The organism is Mesorhizobium sp. ISC15 (assembly GCF_037162615.1).
Lineage (GTDB): Bacteria > Pseudomonadota > Alphaproteobacteria > Rhizobiales > Rhizobiaceae > Mesorhizobium > Mesorhizobium mediterraneum.
Window position 1 is genome coordinate 4,601,744 of the sequence record NZ_JAVSPX010000001.1, and the last position, 21,679, is coordinate 4,623,422.

Genomic DNA, 21,679 nt, shown 5'->3' on the forward strand with positions numbered 1-21,679 from the left:
CCATGCTGCACCAATGCGGTTAAATTCCGGTGAGATGGTAGAGCAGCTGACTCTTAATCAGCGGGTCCACAGCTCAAGAGCCCTATCCCAGTTGCCCCAGCACCGGGAAATTCTCCAGCAGCCAATAAGACATGGCCTGCACGCCGCCCGTCAGGAAAAAGACGCCGGCGACGACCAGCAGCGCGCCCATCGCTTTTTCGACCCGGCCGAGATGGACGCGGAACTTCGAGAGAAAACGCATGAAGGCGCCGGAAAACAGCGCCGCAATCAGGAACGGGATGCCGAGGCCGAGCGAATAGGCGGCAAGCAGAGCCGCGCCCTCGCCCACCGTCTCGCGGCCGCCGGCCAGCGTCAGGATTGGTCCCAGCACCGGTCCGATGCAGGGTGTCCAGCCGAAGGCGAAGGCAAGTCCCATGACATAGGCGGCAACGATACTGGCCGGCTTGCCCTGCGACTGGAAGCGCGCCTCACGCGACAGCAGCGGGATGCGCAATATGCCGAGGAAGTTCAACCCCATCAGGATGATCAGCACGCCAGCGGCCATCGCCAGCGGCTCCTGCCAGACGCGCAGCAGCCGGCCGATGGTCGAGGCGCCGGCGCCCAACGCCACGAAGACGGTCGAGAAGCCGAGAACGAAGGCGATCGAAGCATAAAGCAGCGCGCTGCGTGCGTCGGCCTTGGCCGTGACGCCGGCATTGCCGCGGAAATCATCGACCGACACACCGGCCATGTAGCAGAGATAGGGCGGCACCAGCGGCAGCACGCAAGGCGACAGGAACGAGATCGCCCCCGCCCCGACCGCGCTGACATAGCCGATATCCAATGCCATTCCCGAAACTCCAACTGTATCGGCGCCGATATAGCGGCGCACGGGCTTGTCCGCCAATCACCATTGCGTGGCAAGTTGCCGCCCTGCATCGAGGAAGAAACGATACGCTAAGCGCGTTGATGCAACGGGGCCGCGACTTTCCGCGCGCTTCTCGATCATATCAGGGAGAACCTCATGAAATCGATCACAGTTGGGCTGGCGGTGCTTTTGCTCGGCACCGCCGCCTCATACGCAGCTGGAGCGTGGAAAGAAGCCGATGTCGGCGGCACCACGATCTACACCGATGCCAACGGCATGACCCTTTATACCTACGACAAGGACGAGACGGGCAAGTCGAACTGCTACGACAAATGTGCCACCAACTGGCCGCCGCTGAAGGCTGAGGCCGACGCCAAGGCCGAGGGCGAATGGACAATCGTCGAGCGCACCGACGGCACCAAGATGTGGGCCTACGAGGGCAAGCCGCTCTACACGTTCATCAAGGACAAGAAGGCCGGCGATGTAACCGGCGACGGCGTCGGCGGCGTCTGGTATATAGCCAAGGCCGACTAAGCTCGGACCGATATCCCCGCCTTGACCGGCGGGGAATCGCTTGCTGCCGCGTATCCCTGCAGGCCTTCCGGCGGCCAGCTTCTTGCACTGTCCTGCTAGGCATTCCAGCCCACTCGCGGCGCCAGTATCGCCCGCCCGACCGAGCATCATGCCGGTGTCTCTCCGGCTGGGGCTGGCGCATGATCGATGTTTCTCTTATATCCGCGGAAGATTTTGTCCCGTTCTCCCGGATTCATTGCCGGCTTGTCCAACGATAGGCAGCCCGCTCCCTTATCCGAGATTGCGGATATCACATGACTCGCTCTTGGGTTGTGCACTCAATGCAGGACTGCATTTTGGGCGCTTCCCCTTGACCGGATGCAAAAGCCCGGCCATGTGAGCGACAATTGTACGAGATTTCGTCGCGCGCAGCGGAATTCTTCTGCCGCACCACAGCTGATATGAGACCTCATGGACGTCGTCGTCGTCGAATCGCCGGCCAAAGCGAAGACAATCAACAAGTACCTCGGAAAGAACTACAAGGTCCTGGCCTCGTTCGGCCACGTCCGCGATCTGCCGGCCAAGGATGGCTCGGTGCGTCCGGACGAGGACTTTGCCATGTCCTGGGCTGTCGATACCGCCTCGAGCAAACGTCTTGCCGACATCGCCAAGGCGGTCAAGGACGCCGACGGCCTGATCCTCGCCACCGACCCGGATCGCGAGGGCGAAGCCATTTCCTGGCATGTTCTGGAAGTGCTGAAGCAGAAGCGCGCGCTGAAGGACAAGCCGGTCAGCCGCGTCGTCTTCAACGCCATCACCAAGTCATCGGTGCTGGAAGCGATGGCCAATCCGCGCCAGATCGATGCGCCGCTGGTCGACGCCTATCTCGCCCGCCGCGCGCTCGACTATCTCGTCGGCTTCACGCTGTCGCCTGTCCTGTGGCGCAAGCTGCCGGGCGCCCGTTCCGCTGGCCGCGTGCAGTCGGTGGCGTTGCGCCTCGTCTGCGACCGCGAATTGGAGATCGAGCGCTTCATCCGCGAGGAGTACTGGCAGGTATCAGCTCTCCTCGGCACACCGCGCAAGGAAAACTTCGAGGCGCGGCTGACCGCCTTCGACCGCAAGAAGCTGCAAAAGCTCGACATTTCGAACAAGGCGCAGGCCGATGACATCAAGGCGATGCTGGAAGGTGCGACCTTCAAGGCGCTATCGGTCGAAGCCAAGCCGACCAAGCGCAATCCAGGTCCGCCCTTCACCACCTCGACGCTGCAGCAGGCTGCCTCCTCGCGTCTCGGTTTTTCGGCAAGCCGCACCATGCAGGTGGCGCAGCGGCTCTATGAAGGCATGGACATCGGCGGCGAGACCACCGGCCTGATCACCTATATGCGAACCGACGGCGTGCAGATGGCGCCCGAGGCGATATCAGCTGCGCGCGATGCGATCGCCAAGGAGTTCGGCCCAAAATACCTGCCCGAGAAGCCGCGCCAATACACGACCAAGGCCAAGAACGCCCAGGAAGCGCACGAAGCGATCCGCCCGACCGATTTCATGCGCACCCCCGCTTCTGTCAGACAATATCTCGATGCCGACCAGGCACGGCTCTACGAGATAGTGTGGAAACGTGCCATCGCCAGCCAGATGCAGCCGGCCGAGATCGAGCGCACCACGGCCGAGATCGAGGCAGTCAACGGCGCTCGCACCGCGGAACTCCGCGCCATCGGTTCGGTCGTTCGCTTCGACGGCTTCATTGCCGCCTATACCGACCAGAAGGACGAGGATTCGGAAGACGAGGAAGACCGCCGTCTGCCCGAGATCCGTGCTGGCGAACAGCTCGACCGCGAGGCGATCAACGCCACCCAGCACACCACCGAGCCACCGCCGCGCTATTCGGAAGCCTCGCTGATCAAGAAGCTGGAAGAACTCGGCATCGGCCGGCCGTCGACCTACACGGCGATCCTGAAGACGCTCGAGGATCGCGACTACGTCAGCATGGACAAGCGCAAGCTGTTGCCGCAGGCCAAGGGTCGGCTGCTGTCGGCCTTCCTCGAAAGCTTCTTCGAGCGCTATGTCGAATATGACTTCACCGCCTCACTCGAGGAAAAGCTCGACGAGATTTCCGACGGCAAGCTCGCCTGGAAGGATGTGCTGCGCGATTTCTGGAAGGATTTTTCGGGCGCCGTCGCCGACATCAAGGAATTGCGCGTCACCGACGTGCTCGACGCGCTCAACGAGGAACTGGCGCCGCTGGTCTTCCCAACGCGGGAAGACGGTTCCAATCCGCGCATCTGCCCGAAATGCGGCACCGGCAACCTGTCGCTGAAGCTCGGCAAGTTCGGCGCCTTCGTCGGCTGCTCCAACTATCCCGAGTGCTCCTTCACCCGCCAGCTCGGCGACGCCGCCAACCCCAATGGCGAAAACGCCAATGGCGAGGACGGCACCAAGGTGCTGGGCAAGGACCCCTACACGGCGGAGGAAATTACGCTGCGTAGCGGTCGTTTCGGCCCCTATATCCAGCGCGGCGACGGCAAAGAAGCCAAGCGCTCCAGCCTGCCCAAAGGCTGGACGGTCGATTCCATCGACCACGAAAAGGCCCTCGCCTTGCTGTCGCTGCCGCGCGATGTCGGCAAGCATCCGGAATCCGGCAAGATGATCTCGGCCGGACTGGGGCGCTACGGTCCGTTCGTGCTGCATGACGGCACCTACGCCAATCTCGACAACATCGAGGACGTGTTCTCGATCGGCCTCAACCGCGCCGTGTCGGTGATCGCCGAGAAGAAGTTGAAGGGCCCCGGCGGCCGCAATGGCGGCACGCCCGCCGCCTTGAAGGAACTTGGCGAGCATCCGGCGGGCGGCGGCAAGATCGTCGTGCGTGACGGCAAATACGGGCCCTATGTTAATTTCGGCAAGGTCAATGCGACGCTACCGAAGGGCAAGGACCCGCAGTCGGTGACGGTCGAGGATGCGGTGGCGCTGATTGCCGAGAAGGAAGCCAAGGGTGGCAATGGCGGCAGAAAGCCCTTCCGCAAAGCGGCCGCACCTGCCAAAAAGCCTGCGGCAGCCAAAAAACCAGCGGCCAAGAAAGTGGCCAAGAAAAAGGGATAGGGCATCGTGGCGCGCAGGGTATCCGGAAGAAGCCATGGCGATCTGCGCACCGCCGACACGAGGGCCAAGGTCAGGGATAACTACCGGCCGTCCCGTGACGAGATCCTGCGCTACATCGCCGAAAATCCGGATCGCTCCGGCAAACGCGACATCGCCAAGGCGTTTGCGCTGCGCGGCGAGGACCGTATCTGGCTGAAGGACATTTTGCGCGACCTGCAGGATGAGGGCCTGCTGACCAAGGAGCGCAAGCGGCTGGCCCGTGTCGGCGCCCTGCCCCATGTCGCCGTGCTCGACATCTTTGGCCGCGACGCCGACGGCGTGCTGCTGGCGCACCCGACCGAAGCCGTGGGCAATGGCGAGCCTCCTGTCATAGCGATCCGCGTGTCGCGTGGCGGCGGCGGCCCGACACCGGGCATCGGCGACCGCGTGCTAGCCAAGACCTTTCCAACCGATGACGCGACGGGCCCTGCCTATACCGGGCGGGTGATGAAGATCTTCGAGAAGCGCACCGATGCAGTTCTCGGCGTCTTCCGCGTGCTGCAGGACGGTACCTTTCGCATCGAGCCTGTCGAAAGACGCCAGCCGGAGCTGGTCGTCGACAAGGAATTCCAGAACGGCGCCAAGAACGGCGATCTGGTCGAGGTCGAGCCGGCGCGGGCCTCCCGCTACGGGCTGCCCAGAGCCAAGGTGCTGGCGGTGCTGGGTTCGCTGACCAGCGAAAAGGCGGTCTCGATGATCGCCATTCACGCGCACGACATTCCACATATTTTCCCGGCAGACGTCATCGCCGAGGCAGAGGCGGTCAAACCGGCGACGCTGGCCGACCGCGAGGACTGGCGCGACTTGCCACTGGCTACCATCGATCCGGCCGACGCCAAGGACCATGACGACGCGGTATTCGCCACGCCGGACACGGATGAGAAGAACCCTGGTGGCGTGGTCGTCACCGTGGCGATTGCAGATGTCGCCGCCTATATCCGCTATGGCACTGCGCTCGATCGCGAGGCGCTGAAGCGCGGCAATTCGGTCTATTTCCCGGATCGCGTCGTGCCGATGCTGCCGGAACGCATCTCGAACGACCTTTGTTCGCTGCGCGAAGGTCAGGACCGCCCGGCGCTGGCGGTCCGCATGACTTTCTCGGCCGATGGCCGCAAGCTCAGGCATTCGTTCCACCGCATCATCATGAAATCGGTGGCGAAACTCGCCTACCCCCAAGCGCAGGCCGCAATCGACGGCGCGCGGGACGACAAGACCGGCCCGATCCTCGACACAGTGCTGAAGCCGCTCTGGAATGCCTACGCCGTCGTGAAGCGCGGCCGTGACACGCGCCAGCCGCTCGAGCTTGAATTGCCGGAGCGGAAAATTCTGCTCAAGGAGGACGGCACCGTCGACCGGGTCGTCGTGCCGGAGCGGCTCGACGCGCACAAGCTGATCGAAGAATTCATGATCCAGGCCAATGTCGCGGCCGCCGAGACGCTGGAGGCGAAACGACAGGCGCTGGTCTACCGCATCCATGACGCGCCTTCGCTCGCCAAGCAGGAATCGCTGCGTGAGTTCCTGCAGACGCTAGGCCTGTCGTTGGCGCGCGGTGCGCAGATGCGGCCGAATCAGTTCAACGGCATCCTGGATCGCGTCCGCGGCGCCGACCATGAGGGGCTGGTCAACGAGGTGGTGCTGCGCACGCAGATGCAGGCCGAATATTCGCCCAGCAACATCGGCCATTTCGGCCTCAATCTGAAGCGCTACGCGCATTTCACCTCGCCGATCCGCAGATATGCCGACCTGATCGTGCACCGTGGGCTGATTGCCGCGCTCGGCTTCGGCGCGGGCGGACTGACGCAGGACGAGGCGGAGCGGCTGGAAGAGGTTTCTGCGCTGATCTCGGCCACCGAGCGCCGTGCCATGGCCGCCGAGCGTGACACGGTCGACCGGCTGATCGCCGCCTATCTGGCCGAGCGTGTCGACGAGCGTTTCGATGCACGCATTTCGGGCGTCACCAAATCGGGACTATTTGTCCAATTGCCGCAGTATGGCGCAGATGGTTTCATCCCGGTGTCAAGTCTGGACGGCGATTACTATATCTACGACGAAACTGCCCGATCGCTTTTCGGAGAACGCACCGGCAAGGGCTATCAGCTTGCCGACCGCGTCGAGGTTCGCCTGATCGAGGTGGCGCCTATGGCCGGCGCGATGCGTTTCGAGATGCTGACCGACCCAAAGCCGCTGCCCGGCTCCAAACGGTCGTTTCACAAGACCAAAGGCCGCGCCCGCGCCTCGCAATCGCGTCCAGGCTCACGCGGCAGGAGACGGTAATGCCAAGCGATCTGAAAATGAACCAACAGGTTTTCGGCGGCGAACATCACTCGGGCCGGATCGCCCGCCCGCTATGGACGGCGATGAAGCGCGGCGCGCTTGGCCGTTGCCCGCATTGCGGCGAGGGAAAGCTGTTTCGCGCCTTCGTCAAGACCGTCGACAAGTGCGATCATTGCGGCGAGGAGCTTCATCACCACCGCGCCGACGACCTGCCGGCCTATCTGGTGGTGGTCATCGTCGGCCACATCGTGCTCGGCGCCTTCATGGGCGTCGAAGCGACCTCCACCTTGTCCACCTGGCAGCACATCGCCATCTGGGTGCCGCTGACCATCCTCATGGCGGTCATCTTGCTGCAGCCGGTCAAGGGCGCCGTCATCGGCCTGCAATGGGCGTTCTATATGCATGGCTTCGGCGGGGAAGAAGATCTGATCGAGTCGCATCCCGAGGCTTGAAACCGAGGCTGGCGCAATCGGCATGGCTGGACGCCACTTTCGCATCGGAGAAGATTCCGCTAGGTCGTGCGCATGGACGGTATGACCAGGGTGGAAGTCGACAAGGTCGAGCGGATCGCGCTCGACGCCAAGCCTATACGTCCGCGCGATGCCGCGACGTTGATACTGCTCGACCGCAAGGGCGGCGAGTTCCTGGTGCTGATGGGCCGGCGCCACGCCCGTCACGCCTTCATGCCGGGGAAATTCGTCTTTCCCGGCGGCCGTACCGATCCGGCCGACAGCCGAATTCCCGTTGCCACCGCGCTGCACCCTGAGGAACAGGCGAGGCTGACCGCCGGCGTTGGCCGCATCAGCCCGGCCCGCGCCCGCGCCATCGCGCTGTCCGCAATCCGCGAGACCTATGAGGAGGCCGGCCTGCTGATCGGTCGGAAAGGCGCCTTCGCGACGAGCAGGCGCGATTGGCAGGGTTTTGCCGAGCACGGCGTAAAACCGTCGCTGGCAGAGCTGCGTTTCATCGCGCGTGCCATCACCCCGCCAAACAGGGTGCGGCGCTTCGATACGCGCTTCTTCAGCGCCTGGCGCGAAGATGTCGCCGTGGAGCTGCCGGACGGCGGTCCGACCAACGAGTTGGAGGAACTGGTCTGGCTGCCGCTCGCCAAGGCCAGACAGGCCGATATTCCCGACATCACCAGGGCTATCCTGGAGGAGCTGGAAAAGCGGCTCGTCGATGATCCGCTGCTGCGCCCCGGTGGTTCCGTCCCGTTCTACCGGCTTGTCCGCAATCGCTTCGCCCGCGAAATTCTGTAAAGCATAGAGCATTCAAATCCATGACGGTCGATACCCAGCAAGAGGTCGAAGAACGCGTACATTGGCTGCCGATGATCGCGGCGATCTCGTCGATCAGCGTCGTCGGCATTGCCATCGGCCTCGGCATGCCGCTGCTCAGCGTCATCCTCGAAACGCGCGGCCATTCGGCGTCGATGATCGGCTTCAACACCGCTGTCGCCGGGTTCGCCTCGATCGCTGGCGCACCGCTCGCCACCCCGCTCGCCATGCGATTCGGCGTCGCCTGGACGATGCTGGCCATGATCGCCACGGGAGTGCTGGCCTTTGTCGGCTTCCATTTCGCGCCGGACTTCTGGATGTGGTTCCCGCTGCGCATCCTGCTGCATATCGCGCTGACGGTGCTGTTCATCCTGTCGGAATTCTGGATCAGCACATCGGCGCCGCCGCACCGGCGCGGCCTGGTCCTCGGCATCTACGCCACGGTATTGTCGCTCGGCTTTGCCGCCGGGCCGTGGCTTTTTGCCCATCTCGGCAGCACCGGCTTCCTGCCCTTCGGCGTCATCATGGCGCTGGTGACGCTGGCCGCCATCCCAGTCCTGGCCGCACGCAACGAGAGCCCGACGATCGTTTCCAATGGCGAGACCAGCAACTTCCTGCGCTATATCTGGCTGGTGCCGACGGCGACCGCAGCGGTGCTGGTGTTCGGCGCGGTCGAGACCGGCGGCTTTGCGCTGTTCCCGATCTATGGCAGCCGCATCGGCTACTCCGAGGCCGACGCCGCCCTCCTGCTCACCATGATCGGTCTCGGCAACGTGCTGTTGCAGATCCCGCTCGGCATGATCAGCGACCGTGTCAGCGACCGCCGTTACCTGCTTCTGGCTTGTGCAACCATCGGGCTTGCCGGCACCATCTTCATGCCCCACTTTGCGCAGAACTGGCACCTGATGGCTGCCCTTCTGTTCGTCTGGGGCGGCGTCGTCGCGGCGATGTACACGATCGGCCTGGCCCATCTCGGCTCGCAGCTTTCCGGTCACGAACTGGCCTCCGCCAACGCCGCCTTCGTGCTTTGCTACGGCGTCGGCATGGTGCTTGGCCCACAGGCGATCGGAATCGGCATGGATATTTTCGGCCCCTCCGGCTTCGGCTGGGCGCTCGGCATGTTCTTCGCCTTCTATATCGCGCTGGTCGGCGCCAGGCTCGTCCGAAAAATCCTTTAGAAAGACCGATCGATGCCTCGTGTCGCGCTAGGCTGCTGACATAACCGTGTCAGCAGCACCCGGATAGATTGTCAGCAACACGCCACGAATTGAGGATGCCGTCATGATCGACTCCGGGTTTGAAACGACATCGGTACGGATGGAATTGCTGCTGCTTGTGACCTTTCAATCGCCGGCCTCCGATGTCGACCGCATCATGGAAGCGGTGGTCGCGATCGCGCCGCTCACCATGGGAAAATACGACAGCAATGCATACCAGTCGGCGCACGGCATCGAGCGTTACCGGCCGCTCGAAGGCGCGGCCGCCGGCGCCGAAACGGAATTACGCAGACGGCCGGGTACGGTGGAAGTGTCGTTCGAGCTGCCCGACGACCAGGCGTTGGCCGCCCGCATTGTCGAAGCGATTTTCCAGGTCCACAGCTATCAGGAGCCGGTGATCCGCATTCAGCCGATCCTTGCCAGCCGTTCCAAGGGGTTGGACGACCGCTCCAACCCGAACCGCTGGTGGAACGCCACGGGAGACTGGAAGAAGGTGGCTCCGCCGGTTAGGGAAGACGCATAGAAACGGACCGCGGCCTTCCCTTCTCCCCTTGTGGGAGAAGGTGGCCGAGCGAAGCTCGGTCGGATGAGGGGTGCTCCAGCTTGGCGCTGCCGGCACTCCGTCCAGCACCCCTCAACCGTCTTGGCGCTGCGCGCCAATCCACCTTCTCCCACAAGGGGAGAAGGAAGAGGCGCTCTCGCGGGGTTGACTTTCCGGGCGCGTTCTTTATGTGTCGCGCCAAGTTTCCCGCGTCCGGGTGTTTCCCCGTGCTCCAGCGGCTAGAACTCCACGAACATAACGGACGAACAACATGGCCAAAGCCGCAAACATCAAGATCAAGCTTCTGTCGACCGCCGACACCGGTTTCTTCTACGTGACCAGCAAGAACAGCCGCACCAAGACGGACAAGCTGTCGTTCCGCAAATACGATCCTGTCGCCAAGAAGCATGTCGAGTTCAAGGAAACAAAGATCAAGTAATCTGGTTTCTTGCTCTAAAGCCAAAACGCCGCCCCTGTGGGCGGCGTTTTTGTTTCAAGGCTTCGAAAAGTCCAATATTTCCAAGGCTTAGCGCAGAGTCTCGATGTCTTTTCGGAAAGAGGGGGCCGGTCGGCGTTTGGCAGCGGTACGAGGAGGCCACTATGTGCCAGCGCCGGCCGGCCGACCCCACGGACCCAGGAGATGCGGCGGACCTGAGAATCATGGGGTATTCTTCGGATCGACCCGGCAACTACCCTCGCGCCGGTTCCGTCATTGGTCTGCACATTTGCGCAACAGCTTACGAAAATCAACAATTTCTTAACCAAGCGCTGCGAATCGCTTGCGTTAAGGTAAATTCGTAACCCTGTCGCACCGACTGGATAATCGGCGCTACGCCGCCTTGGCGACGACGCGATTGCGGCCGGCGCTCTTGGCTTCGTAGAGCGCGAGGTCGGCGCGTTTCATCAGCCCGGCTACCGAGTCCAATCCCTTCAGCACCGAAGAGACGCCGACACTGACGGTAACCTCGATCGTCTTGCCGTCATGGCCGACGGCAAACGGCATCTGGGCGATTTCGGCGCGAATGCGCTCTGCGACCTTTTCGGCGACCGCGCCGTCTGTGTCCGGCATCACCACGACGAATTCCTCGCCACCGAAGCGGCAGGCGAGATCGATGCCGCGCACATTCTTGCGCAGCCGCCGCGCGAATTCGCGCAGCACCTCGTCGCCGCCGTCATGGCCGTGCGCGTCGTTGATGGTCTTGAAGCGGTCGAGATCGGTGATCATCACCGACAGCGGCCGCCGCCGCGCCACGGCACGATCGAACAATGTCTGCAGATGGCTGTCGAGGTAACGGCGATTGTGCAATCCGGTCAGGGCGTCGGTCACCGCCATCTCAATGGTTTGGGTGACGCTGGCGCGGAGCTGGTCGTTGTAGCGCTTGCGGCGCACTTGCGTGCGCAGCCGAGCGGTCAGCTCCTGCTGGTCGATCGGCCGCATCAGATAGTCGTTGATGCCGAGTTCGAGGCCGCGGATGATGCGCTCTTCCTCACCCTCCTGCGCCAGAAGGATGATCGGCAGGAAACGGGTGCGATCGAGCGAACGCAGTTGCGAGCAGAGCCTGAGCGGATCGAAATCGGCAAAGGCCGTCGAGATCATCACGCATTCATAGGGCGTCTCGGCGGCCTGGAAGAAACCGGCATGCGGATCGGTGGCAATGTCGAGGTCGGCGCTGCCGCGCAGCATTTTCTGGATGCGCTCGAAGGAAGATTTGCGCTCGTCGATCAGCAGAACTTTCGGCGTTGTGTCTGCGGAAGCGAAGTTGCGGCTCAACAGCTCCTCGATGCCGATGTTGCGCGTGGTCGAGGCGCGCAGGCGCAGCTCGTCGGTCAACGTCTTCAGCCTGACCAGGCTTTTGACGCGCGTCATCAATTGCAGATCATTGACCGGCTTGGTCAGAAAATCGTCGGCGCCGGCCTCGAGGCCGCGCACCCGGTCCGAAACCTGGTCGAGCGCGGTGATCATGACGACGGGTATGTGCGACGTCGCCGGATCGCTCTTCAGCCGCCGGCAGACCTCGAACCCGTCCATATCGGGCATCATCACGTCGAGCAGAACGACATCGACCTTGCCGTTTTCGCAGGTCTCGATCGCGTCCAGCCCGTTGGTGGCGGTCAGCACCTCGAAATATTCGGCAAGCAGCCGGACCTCGAGCAGCCTCACATTGGCAGGGATGTCGTCGACGACGAGGATCCGTGCAGTCATCTCACAAAGCTCCGGCTCGGCTGGAAAGGCGCATCAGGCATCGCCCAGGTAGGATTTGATGGTTTCGATGAAACGCGGCACCGAGATCGGCTTGGAAATATAGGCCTCGCACCCCCCCTGGCGGATGCGCTCCTCATCGCCCTTCATCGCGAATGCAGTGACGGCAATGACCGGAATGACATGAAGGTCGTCGTCCTCCTTCAGCCATTTGGTCACTTCCAATCCCGACACTTCGGGCAGTTGGATGTCCATCAAAATGAGATCCGGCTTGTGCAGTCGCGCCAGATCCAGCGCTTCCAGACCGTTGCGCGTGCGTACCGTCTCGTAACCGCTCGCTTCGATGAGGTCCCGAAAGAGCTTCATGTTGAGCTCATTGTCCTCGACGATCATGACCTTCTTAGGCATCAAATTCCCGTTCCGGCCTGCCTTCCGCTCGAAGGATGCCGCCATGCGCCCTCGCCGGCACGCATCAAACCCTGCTCGACTCTACGGCAATATAATTGACGAAACGGAAACCGGCTGCCGGAAAAGCTTCGGATTTCGCCTCGAGCACCGCTTTGCCGAGGTAGACGGCTTGCCGCCGGCGACGCTTGCGATTACTGCCAAAAAGAGACTCATTCCACCGCGCAAGAAGGTAGCGATGGCAAACGCAGCGTCAATGCGCGAGGAAGCGGAAACCATTGCCGTGAAGGCTTTGGGCTTCGTCGCCGCCGATCCCGAACTTCTGCCCCGCTTCCTGGCGATCACCGGCATCGAGGCGCATTCCATCCGCCAGGCAGCCGGCGAGCCGGGATTTTTGGCCGGCGTGCTGCAGTTCATCCTCGCCCACGAGCCGACCCTCATGCGGTTCGCGGAGGAAACCGGCACGCCGCCGGCTTCCGTCGGCAAGGCGTTGCGGGCGCTGCCGCTTGGCGACGACAATCATGAGCATTCCATATGAGCGACGATCCCGAAGCAGCGCGGCAGATCGAGGAACTGGCCGCCGACGACTGCGTTTCCAAGCGCCCCGGCAGAACCGCTTAGCCGGGGCTCGCGAAAGCGCCTACGGCGTCGTTTCTTCTTCGCTCTCGTCTGCTTCATCATTAGCAACCGGATCGGCCGGCTTCAGCATGGCGCCGTTGACCATCACCGAACCGTCGGCCTTGGTGTTAATGATCCATTCCAACCGGCCGTCCGGCAGCGTCTTGCCAAACCCTTTGATCGCCAGCACTACCGGGAAATACTGCGCGGCTTCCGGCTCCGACTTCGCCGCCGCCTGCAGGCTTTCCACGATCTTGTCGTAGCCGGCTATATCGATCGTCACATTTGCCTCGGGCTTCATGCCGGGGAACGTCATCTCGCCTTCCAGTGCAATTTCCACGTCGCGGTTCTTCACCGTGCTGTGGCCGATGACCATCTTCGGCGCTTTGGCCATGAAATCGGCGGTCAGCGTTTCGCCGAAGCCGGCCGCCAGCGGAGGATTCTGATTGAGATCAAAGGCTTCGATCGCCTTTTTCGCCATGCTGTCGAGATCGATGTTGGCGCCGCCGAAATTCAGATCGATGTCGGTGGGCAACAGCGCTGTGCTCCAGCCGGGCACAAGATGCTGAGGGATCGTCAATCCCGCCGCCTTGATCGAATAGTTGATCGCTCCGTTCTGGGCGATGCCGTCGGACCCGAAGCTAGTGCCCAGCTCCGTCGCACCGAAATGCCCCACCGGGCTCTCGACAGTGAAATCCTTGAACCCGTAGTTTCCGTCGATCCGCTCCCACAGCGGCAGCGCGGCGAGCAAAAGGGATTTGAGCTGCGCCTGGTTGGCCTTCAGCTTGGCCTCGTCTTCATTGGCGACGGCAAATGCCAGCAGATCGAGAAACGGCTTTGTCCTCAAGCCTTTGCCGGTCGCATTCACCGACAATTCTGGCGATTTGATCGTAAGCGGGAATTTCAGCCCGCTTTTTGGGTCGTCAACGTCGATCGCTTCAACAAAGCCGGCCATCGTCTGTGTCATGGTGAAATCGACACCGCCATTCGCGGCCTTGGTTGCGTTCATGGAGGCCGTACCCGCGCCGGTCCTTATTTCCATGTGTTGCACGGCATCCCGTGAGATCATGGTCATACCGGTCATCAATGTCGTAGCACTGGCGAAAGTTGCCAGCTCGGGATCATAGACCCCGGCAAACTTGCCGCCTTCGACCGAGAACTGCGTGCTCTGTGGCCCCTGCGGTCCGTTGATCTCGAAGGAAGCTCTCGTCGTGAAATCCCCCGAGATATCCCATGTCGCGTCGCTGCGCGGTTTGGCCAGCAGGACATAGGGCGCAAAATCGAACTTCAGCAAATCCTGCTTCGGCAGCATTCCGGCAAGCGCCTTGAAGTCGAAGGCGATCTTGTATGCATCACCTTCCACCGAGACCTTCAGGACGCCTTTGTCGATCGCCTGGCTACCGACGTAGCGCGACAGATTTTCGGAAAGCTGCTTCGCACCCTCGCCATCGACGGCCTGGGCGAAAGCGGGCGCGCTAAGCGCGAGAACGAAGACGGCCGGCAGAACACGGGTCACGCAGAATCTCCGTTGCTATTCTTGTAGTAGAAAACTCCAACCGCAACCGTAAGCCGAAACGGGCGAGGCGCAATCCCTCCCAGGCGTTGGATTGAGGAGCTTCACGTCGCCTTCTTCGGCGTGAGGACGCAAGCGGCGCGGGCATTAAGCAGGCCCCAGCCGAAGACGGCGTCCTTGCCCGGCGTGCCGAGATCTTCCGCCGACTTGCCGAGCGCGTCGTGAATGTCGGCTGCGGTGGCGTTGCTGTTTGCCGATTTCATCAACGCCGCTGCGGCGGTAACAAACGGCGCCGCGAAGGAGGTGCCGGTCTTCGGCCGTGCGCCGCTGACCGAAGCGGCCGTCCACACCGCGACGCCGGGGGCGGCCAGGTCGATATGCTCGCCACGGCCGGCACGCCTGTAGGGACGTTTCCTGCGGTCCACCGCCGTCACCGCGATCACTTCCGCGTAGGCCGCCGGATAGGCAGGTCCGGCCCTGGGACCTCCATTGCCGGCGGCGGCGACGATCACCATGCCGCGGTCGGCAAGCCTTCGAACAAACTGCTCTAGAAGCGCATTCGCAGGGCCCGACAGGCTCATATTCGTCACCTGCACCCCGCGCACGGAAAGAAGATCGAGCGCGCGAAGAAGATCATAGACGTCCGAGCGGTCATCCTGGCGATCGCCCCGGTGAAACGCATCGACCGCGATGAGCCTGGCGTGCGGCAGGAGGCCCGGGGCACGGCTGTCGACGCCGCCGACGAGCAGGGCCGCGACGGCGGTGCCGTGCTGGCGGCCGGACTCGGGAAGGCCGTCGTCGGACAGGCGAAGAACTTCGACCCGGCCTTTGGCGAAGGCGGCATGCGTAGGATTGATCGCCGTGTCGATGAGCCCGATCGTGACATTGCCACCGCAGCCGGCGGGAAGGCCGATATCGGCCGGCCAGCCGATCAGGCCCGCGGCGGCGCAGTGGGGTCCGGCACATTCGGCTTCTTGTCCGGGCCGGTAGTAATGCACGAAATCTGCTGTCGACTGCGGACCGGCGTCGATGACAAGCTCGCGCGCAGCCTCCAGCGGCGTATTGGGTGGTATGCGCAGCCGGACCAGCTCCGTTCCCAGAAGCTGGATGTCGGCGCGGTCCAGGACGGTGAAGCCCGTTGCCTGAAGCCGACCGATCTCAGCCGAACTCAGCCCGGTCGCGACGATCTGGTCCGGCGCCCGGGACGGCAAAGGGACGGCCGACCGTTGCGCGCGCCTGCCGCCGCCTCGTCTTGGCGGCCGCGGAAGAAACCGATCCGTCAGCGAGCGAAACAGATTAGGTCCGGTCGACCGCCGGGGAGCCGTTCCCGACCCACCAGACGACGGGCCGGATCGACCGCCGTCATCACCACCGCCACCATCGTCGCCGCCACCGTCATCACCACCACCATCATCATCGGCGAACGCCGATCTTGGTCCGAACTCTGCGGGCGCCATCTGGCCGCTCGGCGCTTGGGGATCGACCAGCAACGCGACAGCTACCCAGAACGGCAGCAGAGCCTTTGGTCTCAGCCATGAGGTGGCGTCCATAGTTTCCCTTCCGGCCGTTTGCCGATTTTCAACAATCGCGAGGCTAGCGGACCTATCCGGCAATAAGCTAGCTTTGCGAGGAACGGGCGCGGGGCCGCTTTATTCCAGACCCTGGAGCAACATGCCGGAAAAAACCGACCGCGTCCAAGATCAGCTTGTCGCTTTTCTCCCCAATCTGCGCCGGTTCGCGATTGCGCTCTGCCGGTCCCGCGACATGGCGGACGATCTGGTTCAGCGAGCCTGCGAACGGGCGCTCGCCAACGAGCAGAGCTTCGAGCAGGGGACGCGCTTCGACGCGTGGATGTTCAGAATTCTGCGAAATCTGTGGATCGATGACATCCGCAAGCGCAAGGTCGCCGGCCCGCAGGACGATATCGACGAGCGCCATGACATTGCCGGCGTTTCCGGTGAGCGCGAGATGGAAGCGCGGCTGGCACTGAGCAGCGTCGCGCAAGCCATCGGCGAGCTCCCCGGCGACCAGCGCGACGTGCTGCTTCTGGTCTGCGTCGAAGAGCTTTCCTACAAGGAAGCCGCCGAAATCCTTGCCGTGCCGATCGGGACGGTGATGAGCCGGCTGGCCCGGGCGAGGAAGAATCTGGCGGAGGCTACTGGAATATCCACGGCGCCCACCCGTTCTGCGGTCACAAAAGGGGCTACGAAATGACCGAAGAGACTTTTTCGGACGAGATCCTGATGCGGTTCGCCGATGGTGAGCTTGATCCGGAGACTGTCGCCAGGATCGAGCAGGCGATGGAGATCGACGACCGTCTGGTTACCAGGGTCGGTATGTTCATCGAAACCAGAGCGCAGGCGCAGGCCGCGCTGAAGCCGCTGCTCGATGAGCCGGTTCCCGAAAAGCTTGTCGCGGCCGTCGAGCAAATGGTCGAGGCCAAGCGTGCCAGCGAGAAGGCGGCATCGGTATTGCCATTCGGCGGCGGGCGTATGGCGGGACCTCCATCCAGATCCCAATGGCTGCTGCCAATTGCCGCCTCTCTCGCGGCCGTCGTCGGCGCGCTCGCCGGGTATTGGGCTGCAGGCACCAACGAACGCGCACAGGGCGGGCTGTGGGTTGCCGGCGTCATCAGGCCAGCCCTCGGCCAAGCCCTTGAAACGGTCGAATCCGGGAAGGAAATCAAGCTCGCCGGGATCAGCGATCGGTTCCGGGCTATCGCCACCTTCCGCAACGATTCGCAGGATTTGTGTCGCGAATTCGAGGTCGATTCGCAGGACCGCTCCACGGTGATGTCGGTCGCCTGCCGTTCCGGCGACGAATGGCGCGTCAGCTTCGCGGTCGTGGCGCCGGGTGACGCCGGAGGCTATGCCCCGGCCTCGTCGGCCGAAGCCCTCGACGCTTATCTTTCGGCGATCGAAGCAGGCACTCCGATGTCAGCCGAGGAGGAAATTCAAGCGCTGACCGAGGTCCGTCAGAAGGACCCGTAAGTGAAGCTGCAACGCGCCGGCTCTCTCTGAATGGAATAAACCCGGCAATCGCCCGTTACTCCGCCGGACCGCAACTGCCGGTCCAGTCTCAAAGAGGAGTAACTACCATGACAAGACACTGGAAACTCAAGTCGACCCTGGTCGCAGGAATGGCAGCGCTCGCAAGCAACGCGGCGCAGGCGAAGGAGTATCCCGCGGCGCCCCTGGAAACCGAGCGTCCGCCGGCCGCAATGACCAGCCAAAGCGACGGTGCCTTCATCGTCGCGGGCAACAGTTCGTCAAATTCGAGCTCCAACTCGTCGAGCAATTCGAGTTCGAACTCGTCGTCCAACAGTTCGTCGAATTCCAGCTCCAATTCGTCGAGCAACTCGAATTCGAACTCATCGTCGAACAGCTCCTCCAATTCGAGCTCGAATAGTTCGGATCGCGGGCCGCGCCACTGGCGGTCCCGCTAGAGCATCGGGCCCTAGAGATAGAGCGGCGGTACGCTTCGACTTGAAAGTCCGCCGCTCTATCGATCCACAAAGAAACGGGGGCCGAGCGGCCCCCGTTTCGCATTCTTCTCCGGGAAAAAGTTAGCGGGCCGCGCGGGCCCATTTGCGATACCAGCCTTCGCTCGCAATCGTGTTGCGATAGACCGTTTCGCGTTCCGTCGCCTCGGCTCCGGTCTCCGCCCGGATCTCCGCCTTGAGCGCCGCACCTTCGCGGCGGACCGGTATGACCTGGACGAGCGGCGTGCCCTTTTCAATGACGTAGAGTCCATCAGGCGCAGTCGCGAAGAATGGAAAATGGATGTCGGCTGCATAAGTGTCGGTATCGACGATACCGGCGACGCATTCGAAAGGCTGAGCCGGCCTGTTAAGCGGCGGCAGGAACAAGGAACTCCAGCCCGGCGGGGTACGTACCGACCAATAATTGTGAAACTTGCACGGCGGGCCCGGCTCCTTCGGGTTGCCGGCGACCTGATGGGCGCCATGATTGCTCACCATAGTCCTGTCGAACTCCCAGCCGGCATCGACGGTGCGGCCGCCATTCTTGATCTCAAGGCGGACGGTTGCCGCGAGCGGCAGGATCCAGCCGGTTGTCATCGCATCGAGAAACGGCATGCAGCGCTTGACGGTCAGACCGTTGTTGTTGGCCGACGCATGCTGCGAATCGACCGCCGGCAATTTGCGGAACCAGTCCGGCAGGACCGTCTTGGCCGCCACTGGCGGGGCGATGACGCCATGGTCTTCCGGCCGACAGAGAAACCGGATCGAGCGAGAGGTCTGGGGAAAATGGAACATCGATAGCCTCCATGGAAAAATCCGAGGAGGAACGGGCCGCAGGCGGATTTATTCCTGCTGAACGTCAACCGTCCGATTGCAGGCAGGCCACGATAATTCGGGCGCCGCCGAGCGAGAACAGCGACAGCGGCGCGCACAGCAGCACTGGCTAAAGCACCAATCGCATCAGCGGCCGGCCTGCCTTGCGCTCGACCAGCCTCTCGAAGCCGGCTTTCTCGAAGACCCGCGACGAGCCGACGAACAGGCCGATCGAACGCGAGTCCTTCGACAGGTCGATCGGACACGCCTCGACCAGCCGCGCGCCATTCTGTCGGGCAAACTCGATGCCGCCTTCGACCAGGCGATGGGTGACGCCCCTGCCGCGCGCTTTAACGCGGATGAAGAAGCACGAAATTGCCCAGACGCCCGGATCCGCGGCATCGGCGGGATCGACCGGCGCCGACCCCCTGCCCTTATTGTTCCATTCGGGCACGTCGGCGCGCGGGCCGATCTGCATCCAGCCAACCGCCTTGCCATCCTCGAACGCCAGCAGGCCAGGCGGCGGCCCAGCCTCGATCCGCGCCTTGATGTGGTCCTTGTTGCGCTCCCGGTTGCTGGCGCGGCGAGCTGCCGGCGACAGCCGGAAATGTGTGCACCAGCAGCCGTAACAGGCGCCTTGCTTACCGAAAAGATCTTCGAAATCCGCCCAAAGCTCGGGCACCAGCGGCGCTATGGTCGTATTCATGAGCTCTCTCCCGGCCCACCGCCTTGTCGTGGCGTCCGTCCTGACGTACCATTGCATTTGTTCTCTTTATGTTCGCAGCGATGGCGGCTTCTGTCAACAATCCCGATCACGGTTTTTGCCGCGACTGCCTGACCTTCCAGCGCAGCGAGGCACGGCGCTGCGATCGCTGCGGCAGCCCGCGGCTTGCTCGCCATCCGGAGCTCTACCGGCTGCATCTTGCCCATATCGATTGCGATGCGTTTTACGCGGCGGTCGAAAAGCGTGACAACCCGACGCTGAAGGACCGGCCGTTGATCATCGGCGGCGGCAAGCGCGGCGTCGTCTCCACCGCTTGCTACATCGCCCGCATCCACGGGGTGCGCTCGGCAATGCCGATGTTCAAGGCGCTTGAAGCCTGCCCGGAAGCGGTCGTCCTCCCGCCGGACATGGAAAAATATGTACGCGTCGGCCGCGAGGTGCGCGCCATGATGCAGGCGCTGACGCCGCTGGTCGAGCCGATCTCCATCGACGAAGCGTTTCTGGACCTTGCCGGCACCGAGCGCCTGCATGGCTTGCCGCCGGCGGTGGTGCTGGCACGCTTCGCGCTTGGTGTGGAGAAGGAGATCGGCATCACCGTTTCATCAGGCCTTTCCTACTGCAAGTTCCTGGCCAAGGTGGCGTCGGATTTTCGCAAGCCGCGCGGCTTTTCGGTGATCGGCGAGGCCGAGGCGGCCGGCTTTCTCGCCGAGCAGCCGGTGACGCTGATCTGGGGCGTGGGGAAAGCCTTCGCCGCCACGCTTGAACGGGACGGCATCCGCATGATCGGCCAGTTGCAGCGCATGGAGCGCGGCGACCTGATGCGCCGCTATGGCGTGATGGGCGACCGGCTCTACCACCTTTCGCGCGGCGAGGACGATCGCCGCGTCCATCCCGACCAGGATGCGAAAAGCGTCTCGGCGGAGACCACCTTCGACACAGACATCGCGTCGCTGGATGAATTGGTTTCGGTGCTGAGGGCGCTGTCGGAAAAGGTCTCGGGTCGGCTGAAGAAATCCGGCATTGCCGGGCGCACCGTCGTGCTGAAGTTGAAGACCCAGGATTTCAAGACCCGCACGCGCAACCGCCAGCTCGGCGACCCGACACGGCTGGCCGACCGCATTTTTTCGACCGGGCTCGAGCTGCTGCGCAAGGAAACGGATGGCACAAGATACCGGCTGCTTGGCATCGGCGTCAGCGACCTCTCGAATGACGAAAAGGCCGATCCGCCCGACCTCGTCGATATCCAGTCACGCAAGCGCGCCATGGCCGAAGGCGCCATCGACACGCTGCGCGACAAATTCGGCCGCAAGGCCGTTGAGACCGGCTACACCTTCGGCAAGGGCCGCAGCGCCCACCCGCCCGAGCCGATAGAGGACTGAGCATGATGCCGAACCTTCGGCTCGGAAAAGACCATGCTCAAACAAGAAGATAGAGCGGCCTTCAGATGCGCCTCAAATCGATCCGGCTGGTCATCACGCGCTCACCGGTTTTCGGGTCGACGTCGATAACGGTCAGCCGCATGCCGTCCTCGCCGCTCTTCTCGACCGTCATTTGCGCCGTGCGATCGCCGTTGACCTCCTTCGCCCAGCGGATGCCGAGATTGATGGCATTGCCCGAGCGCCGGCCGCTGAGCTGCGCCGGCCCCGTGCGGGATCCGACATAGGTGCCGGTGTACTTCGTCCCGCTGGACTTGAGATCGGCACTGATGGCGCGCGTCACCACGACCAGACCGCGGCAGGTGCCGTCCAGCGACAATGAACTCGATGTCGCGTCGGAATTGAAGCGGCAGGAGACGTTCACCGTCGGCGCATCGGTGGTTACCTTGACGGTCCCCTTGCCAGCGAAATTCCCCTGGAACGCGCGGAGGAAATCGGCTTCGTCGGCGTGAGCTGCGCCAGCCGCTGCCGCCAGGCAGCCGGCGAGTGCAAATCGTGCGAATGATTTCATCGGATCTCTCCTCGTTGAGATCGGAAACAAGGCACTCCCTGCTAGGCAGGTAAACACTACGAATCAACGCCCGCCACTTCGGCAGGTTCCGCCTTCAACATGACTGTTTTGCAACACGTCGCTTCTGGCCCAGCCGAATGCGTCGACTAGCGGTTGCAGTGAAAGTCCCGG

The 21,679-nt window shown here is 63.0% G+C and carries 21 protein-coding genes; 12 read left to right on the top strand and 9 right to left on the bottom strand.

The genetic code is table 11. The annotated features are described in order from the left end of the window. Nucleotides 1-82: 82 nt before the first annotated feature. On the bottom strand, nucleotides 83-829 hold the full coding sequence (locus RPG13_RS22155; protein ID WP_127291531.1) for a cytochrome c biogenesis CcdA family protein: 747 nt from the start codon (nucleotides 827-829) through the stop codon (nucleotides 83-85). Between the two features lie 174 nt (nucleotides 830-1,003). Between RPG13_RS22155 and RPG13_RS22160 the strand changes: the two genes are divergently transcribed. The 8 genes from RPG13_RS22160 (at nucleotide 1,004) to rpmG (ending at nucleotide 10,246) form a co-directional block, all read left to right on the top strand. Next, on the top strand, nucleotides 1,004-1,381 hold the full coding sequence (locus RPG13_RS22160; RefSeq protein WP_337125999.1) for a COG4315 family predicted lipoprotein: 378 nt from the start codon (nucleotides 1,004-1,006) through the stop codon (nucleotides 1,379-1,381). A 450-nt stretch (nucleotides 1,382-1,831) separates the two neighbouring features. Next, nucleotides 1,832-4,459, top strand: a complete 2,628-nt coding sequence (topA, locus tag RPG13_RS22165; RefSeq protein ID WP_337126000.1) for a type I DNA topoisomerase — start codon at nucleotides 1,832-1,834, stop codon at nucleotides 4,457-4,459. A 6-nt stretch (nucleotides 4,460-4,465) separates the two neighbouring features. Continuing rightward, on the top strand, nucleotides 4,466-6,772 hold the full coding sequence (gene rnr, locus RPG13_RS22170) for a ribonuclease R (protein WP_442921348.1): 2,307 nt from the start codon (nucleotides 4,466-4,468) through the stop codon (nucleotides 6,770-6,772). After that, entirely contained in the window at nucleotides 6,772-7,224 is a 453-nt protein-coding gene (locus tag RPG13_RS22175; protein WP_292502672.1) for a DUF983 domain-containing protein, read from the top strand. The genes rnr and RPG13_RS22175 overlap by 1 nt, the downstream gene beginning before the upstream one ends. A gap of 72 nt (nucleotides 7,225-7,296) precedes the next feature. After that, a complete protein-coding gene (locus tag RPG13_RS22180; RefSeq protein WP_292502671.1) occupies nucleotides 7,297-8,031 on the top strand; it encodes an NUDIX hydrolase in 735 nt (244 codons plus the stop codon). A gap of 20 nt (nucleotides 8,032-8,051) precedes the next feature. Continuing rightward, entirely contained in the window at nucleotides 8,052-9,227 is a 1,176-nt protein-coding gene (locus tag RPG13_RS22185; protein ID WP_292218189.1) for an MFS transporter, read from the top strand. A 103-nt stretch (nucleotides 9,228-9,330) separates the two neighbouring features. Next, nucleotides 9,331-9,789, top strand: coding sequence for a hypothetical protein (locus tag RPG13_RS22190; protein ID WP_095485369.1), 459 nt, complete (start codon nucleotides 9,331-9,333; stop codon nucleotides 9,787-9,789). 289 nt (nucleotides 9,790-10,078) lie between these two features. Continuing rightward, nucleotides 10,079-10,246 (top strand): 50S ribosomal protein L33, encoded by a 168-nt coding sequence (rpmG, locus tag RPG13_RS22195; protein ID WP_006201775.1) that lies wholly within the window; start codon nucleotides 10,079-10,081, stop codon nucleotides 10,244-10,246. A 390-nt stretch (nucleotides 10,247-10,636) separates the two neighbouring features. Here the strand turns inward: rpmG and RPG13_RS22200 are convergent, their stop codons facing one another. Then, nucleotides 10,637-12,010, bottom strand: a complete 1,374-nt coding sequence (locus RPG13_RS22200) for a PleD family two-component system response regulator (RefSeq protein WP_127291508.1) — start codon at nucleotides 12,008-12,010, stop codon at nucleotides 10,637-10,639. 33 nt (nucleotides 12,011-12,043) lie between these two features. Next, nucleotides 12,044-12,400: a response regulator gene (locus tag RPG13_RS22205; protein WP_287247952.1), complete on the bottom strand. Its 357-nt coding sequence runs from the start codon at nucleotides 12,398-12,400 to the stop codon at nucleotides 12,044-12,046. A gap of 250 nt (nucleotides 12,401-12,650) precedes the next feature. Here RPG13_RS22205 and RPG13_RS22210 point away from each other — a divergent pair, with 250 nt between their 5' ends. Continuing rightward, on the top strand, nucleotides 12,651-12,950 hold the full coding sequence (locus RPG13_RS22210; RefSeq protein ID WP_128242743.1) for a DUF3572 domain-containing protein: 300 nt from the start codon (nucleotides 12,651-12,653) through the stop codon (nucleotides 12,948-12,950). Nucleotides 12,951-13,052: 102 nt separating this feature from the next. Here RPG13_RS22210 and RPG13_RS22215 read toward each other — a convergent pair whose 3' ends face one another. Then, nucleotides 13,053-14,546, bottom strand: coding sequence for a hypothetical protein (locus tag RPG13_RS22215; RefSeq protein WP_337126001.1), 1,494 nt, complete (start codon nucleotides 14,544-14,546; stop codon nucleotides 13,053-13,055). A gap of 101 nt (nucleotides 14,547-14,647) precedes the next feature. Further along, nucleotides 14,648-16,093 (bottom strand): S8 family serine peptidase, encoded by a 1,446-nt coding sequence (locus RPG13_RS22220; protein WP_337126002.1) that lies wholly within the window; start codon nucleotides 16,091-16,093, stop codon nucleotides 14,648-14,650. Nucleotides 16,094-16,214: 121 nt separating this feature from the next. Here RPG13_RS22220 and RPG13_RS22225 point away from each other — a divergent pair, with 121 nt between their 5' ends. Then, complete coding sequence (locus RPG13_RS22225; protein WP_337126003.1) at nucleotides 16,215-16,757, top strand: RNA polymerase sigma factor; 543 nt, start codon at nucleotides 16,215-16,217, stop codon at nucleotides 16,755-16,757. Continuing rightward, a complete protein-coding gene (locus RPG13_RS22230; RefSeq protein WP_337126004.1) occupies nucleotides 16,754-17,533 on the top strand; it encodes an anti-sigma factor family protein in 780 nt (259 codons plus the stop codon). Before RPG13_RS22225 ends, RPG13_RS22230 begins: the two co-directional genes overlap by 4 nt. An 88-nt stretch (nucleotides 17,534-17,621) precedes the next feature. Here RPG13_RS22230 and RPG13_RS22235 read toward each other — a convergent pair whose 3' ends face one another. The 3 genes from RPG13_RS22235 to RPG13_RS22245 form a co-directional block, all read right to left on the bottom strand. Beyond that, nucleotides 17,622-17,936, bottom strand: a complete 315-nt coding sequence (locus RPG13_RS22235; RefSeq protein ID WP_337126005.1) for a hypothetical protein — start codon at nucleotides 17,934-17,936, stop codon at nucleotides 17,622-17,624. A 172-nt stretch (nucleotides 17,937-18,108) separates the two neighbouring features. Further along, nucleotides 18,109-18,819, bottom strand: coding sequence for a DUF6065 family protein (locus RPG13_RS22240; protein ID WP_337126006.1), 711 nt, complete (start codon nucleotides 18,817-18,819; stop codon nucleotides 18,109-18,111). Between the two features lie 148 nt (nucleotides 18,820-18,967). Then, nucleotides 18,968-19,543, bottom strand: a complete 576-nt coding sequence (locus RPG13_RS22245) for a GNAT family N-acetyltransferase (RefSeq protein ID WP_292505624.1) — start codon at nucleotides 19,541-19,543, stop codon at nucleotides 18,968-18,970. A 68-nt stretch (nucleotides 19,544-19,611) separates the two neighbouring features. On the opposite strand from RPG13_RS22245, the gene RPG13_RS22250 reads away from it, so the two are divergent. Then, the gene (locus RPG13_RS22250) at nucleotides 19,612-20,940 is read left to right on the top strand and encodes a DNA polymerase IV (RefSeq protein ID WP_337126007.1); all 1,329 of its coding nucleotides are present in this window, start codon (nucleotides 19,612-19,614) and stop codon (nucleotides 20,938-20,940) included. 61 nt (nucleotides 20,941-21,001) lie between these two features. Here RPG13_RS22250 and RPG13_RS22255 read toward each other — a convergent pair whose 3' ends face one another. After that, nucleotides 21,002-21,508, bottom strand: coding sequence for a hypothetical protein (locus tag RPG13_RS22255; protein WP_337126008.1), 507 nt, complete (start codon nucleotides 21,506-21,508; stop codon nucleotides 21,002-21,004). Nucleotides 21,509-21,679 lie beyond the last annotated feature (171 nt).

What these genes read in the sequence shown, in the direction of transcription:
- RPG13_RS22155 (WP_127291531.1), bottom strand. Translation starts at nt 829, where the DNA reads ATGGCATTGGATATCGGCTATGTCAGCGCGGTCGGGGCGGGGGCGATC.
- RPG13_RS22160 (WP_337125999.1), top strand. Translation starts at nt 1,004, where the DNA reads ATGAAATCGATCACAGTTGGGCTGGCGGTGCTTTTGCTCGGCACCGCC.
- topA (WP_337126000.1), top strand. Translation starts at nt 1,832, where the DNA reads ATGGACGTCGTCGTCGTCGAATCGCCGGCCAAAGCGAAGACAATCAAC.
- RPG13_RS22175 (WP_292502672.1), top strand. Translation starts at nt 6,772, where the DNA reads ATGCCAAGCGATCTGAAAATGAACCAACAGGTTTTCGGCGGCGAACAT.
- RPG13_RS22180 (WP_292502671.1), top strand. Translation starts at nt 7,297, where the DNA reads ATGGACGGTATGACCAGGGTGGAAGTCGACAAGGTCGAGCGGATCGCG.
- RPG13_RS22185 (WP_292218189.1), top strand. Translation starts at nt 8,052, where the DNA reads ATGACGGTCGATACCCAGCAAGAGGTCGAAGAACGCGTACATTGGCTG.
- RPG13_RS22190 (WP_095485369.1), top strand. Translation starts at nt 9,331, where the DNA reads ATGATCGACTCCGGGTTTGAAACGACATCGGTACGGATGGAATTGCTG.
- rpmG (WP_006201775.1), top strand. Translation starts at nt 10,079, where the DNA reads ATGGCCAAAGCCGCAAACATCAAGATCAAGCTTCTGTCGACCGCCGAC.
- RPG13_RS22200 (WP_127291508.1), bottom strand. Translation starts at nt 12,010, where the DNA reads ATGACTGCACGGATCCTCGTCGTCGACGACATCCCTGCCAATGTGAGG.
- RPG13_RS22205 (WP_287247952.1), bottom strand. Translation starts at nt 12,400, where the DNA reads ATGATCGTCGAGGACAATGAGCTCAACATGAAGCTCTTTCGGGACCTC.
- RPG13_RS22210 (WP_128242743.1), top strand. Translation starts at nt 12,651, where the DNA reads ATGGCAAACGCAGCGTCAATGCGCGAGGAAGCGGAAACCATTGCCGTG.
- RPG13_RS22220 (WP_337126002.1), bottom strand. Translation starts at nt 16,093, where the DNA reads ATGGACGCCACCTCATGGCTGAGACCAAAGGCTCTGCTGCCGTTCTGG.
- RPG13_RS22225 (WP_337126003.1), top strand. Translation starts at nt 16,215, where the DNA reads ATGCCGGAAAAAACCGACCGCGTCCAAGATCAGCTTGTCGCTTTTCTC.
- RPG13_RS22230 (WP_337126004.1), top strand. Translation starts at nt 16,754, where the DNA reads ATGACCGAAGAGACTTTTTCGGACGAGATCCTGATGCGGTTCGCCGAT.
- RPG13_RS22240 (WP_337126006.1), bottom strand. Translation starts at nt 18,819, where the DNA reads ATGTTCCATTTTCCCCAGACCTCTCGCTCGATCCGGTTTCTCTGTCGG.
- RPG13_RS22245 (WP_292505624.1), bottom strand. Translation starts at nt 19,543, where the DNA reads ATGAATACGACCATAGCGCCGCTGGTGCCCGAGCTTTGGGCGGATTTC.
- RPG13_RS22250 (WP_337126007.1), top strand. Translation starts at nt 19,612, where the DNA reads ATGTTCGCAGCGATGGCGGCTTCTGTCAACAATCCCGATCACGGTTTT.
- RPG13_RS22255 (WP_337126008.1), bottom strand. Translation starts at nt 21,508, where the DNA reads ATGAAATCATTCGCACGATTTGCACTCGCCGGCTGCCTGGCGGCAGCG.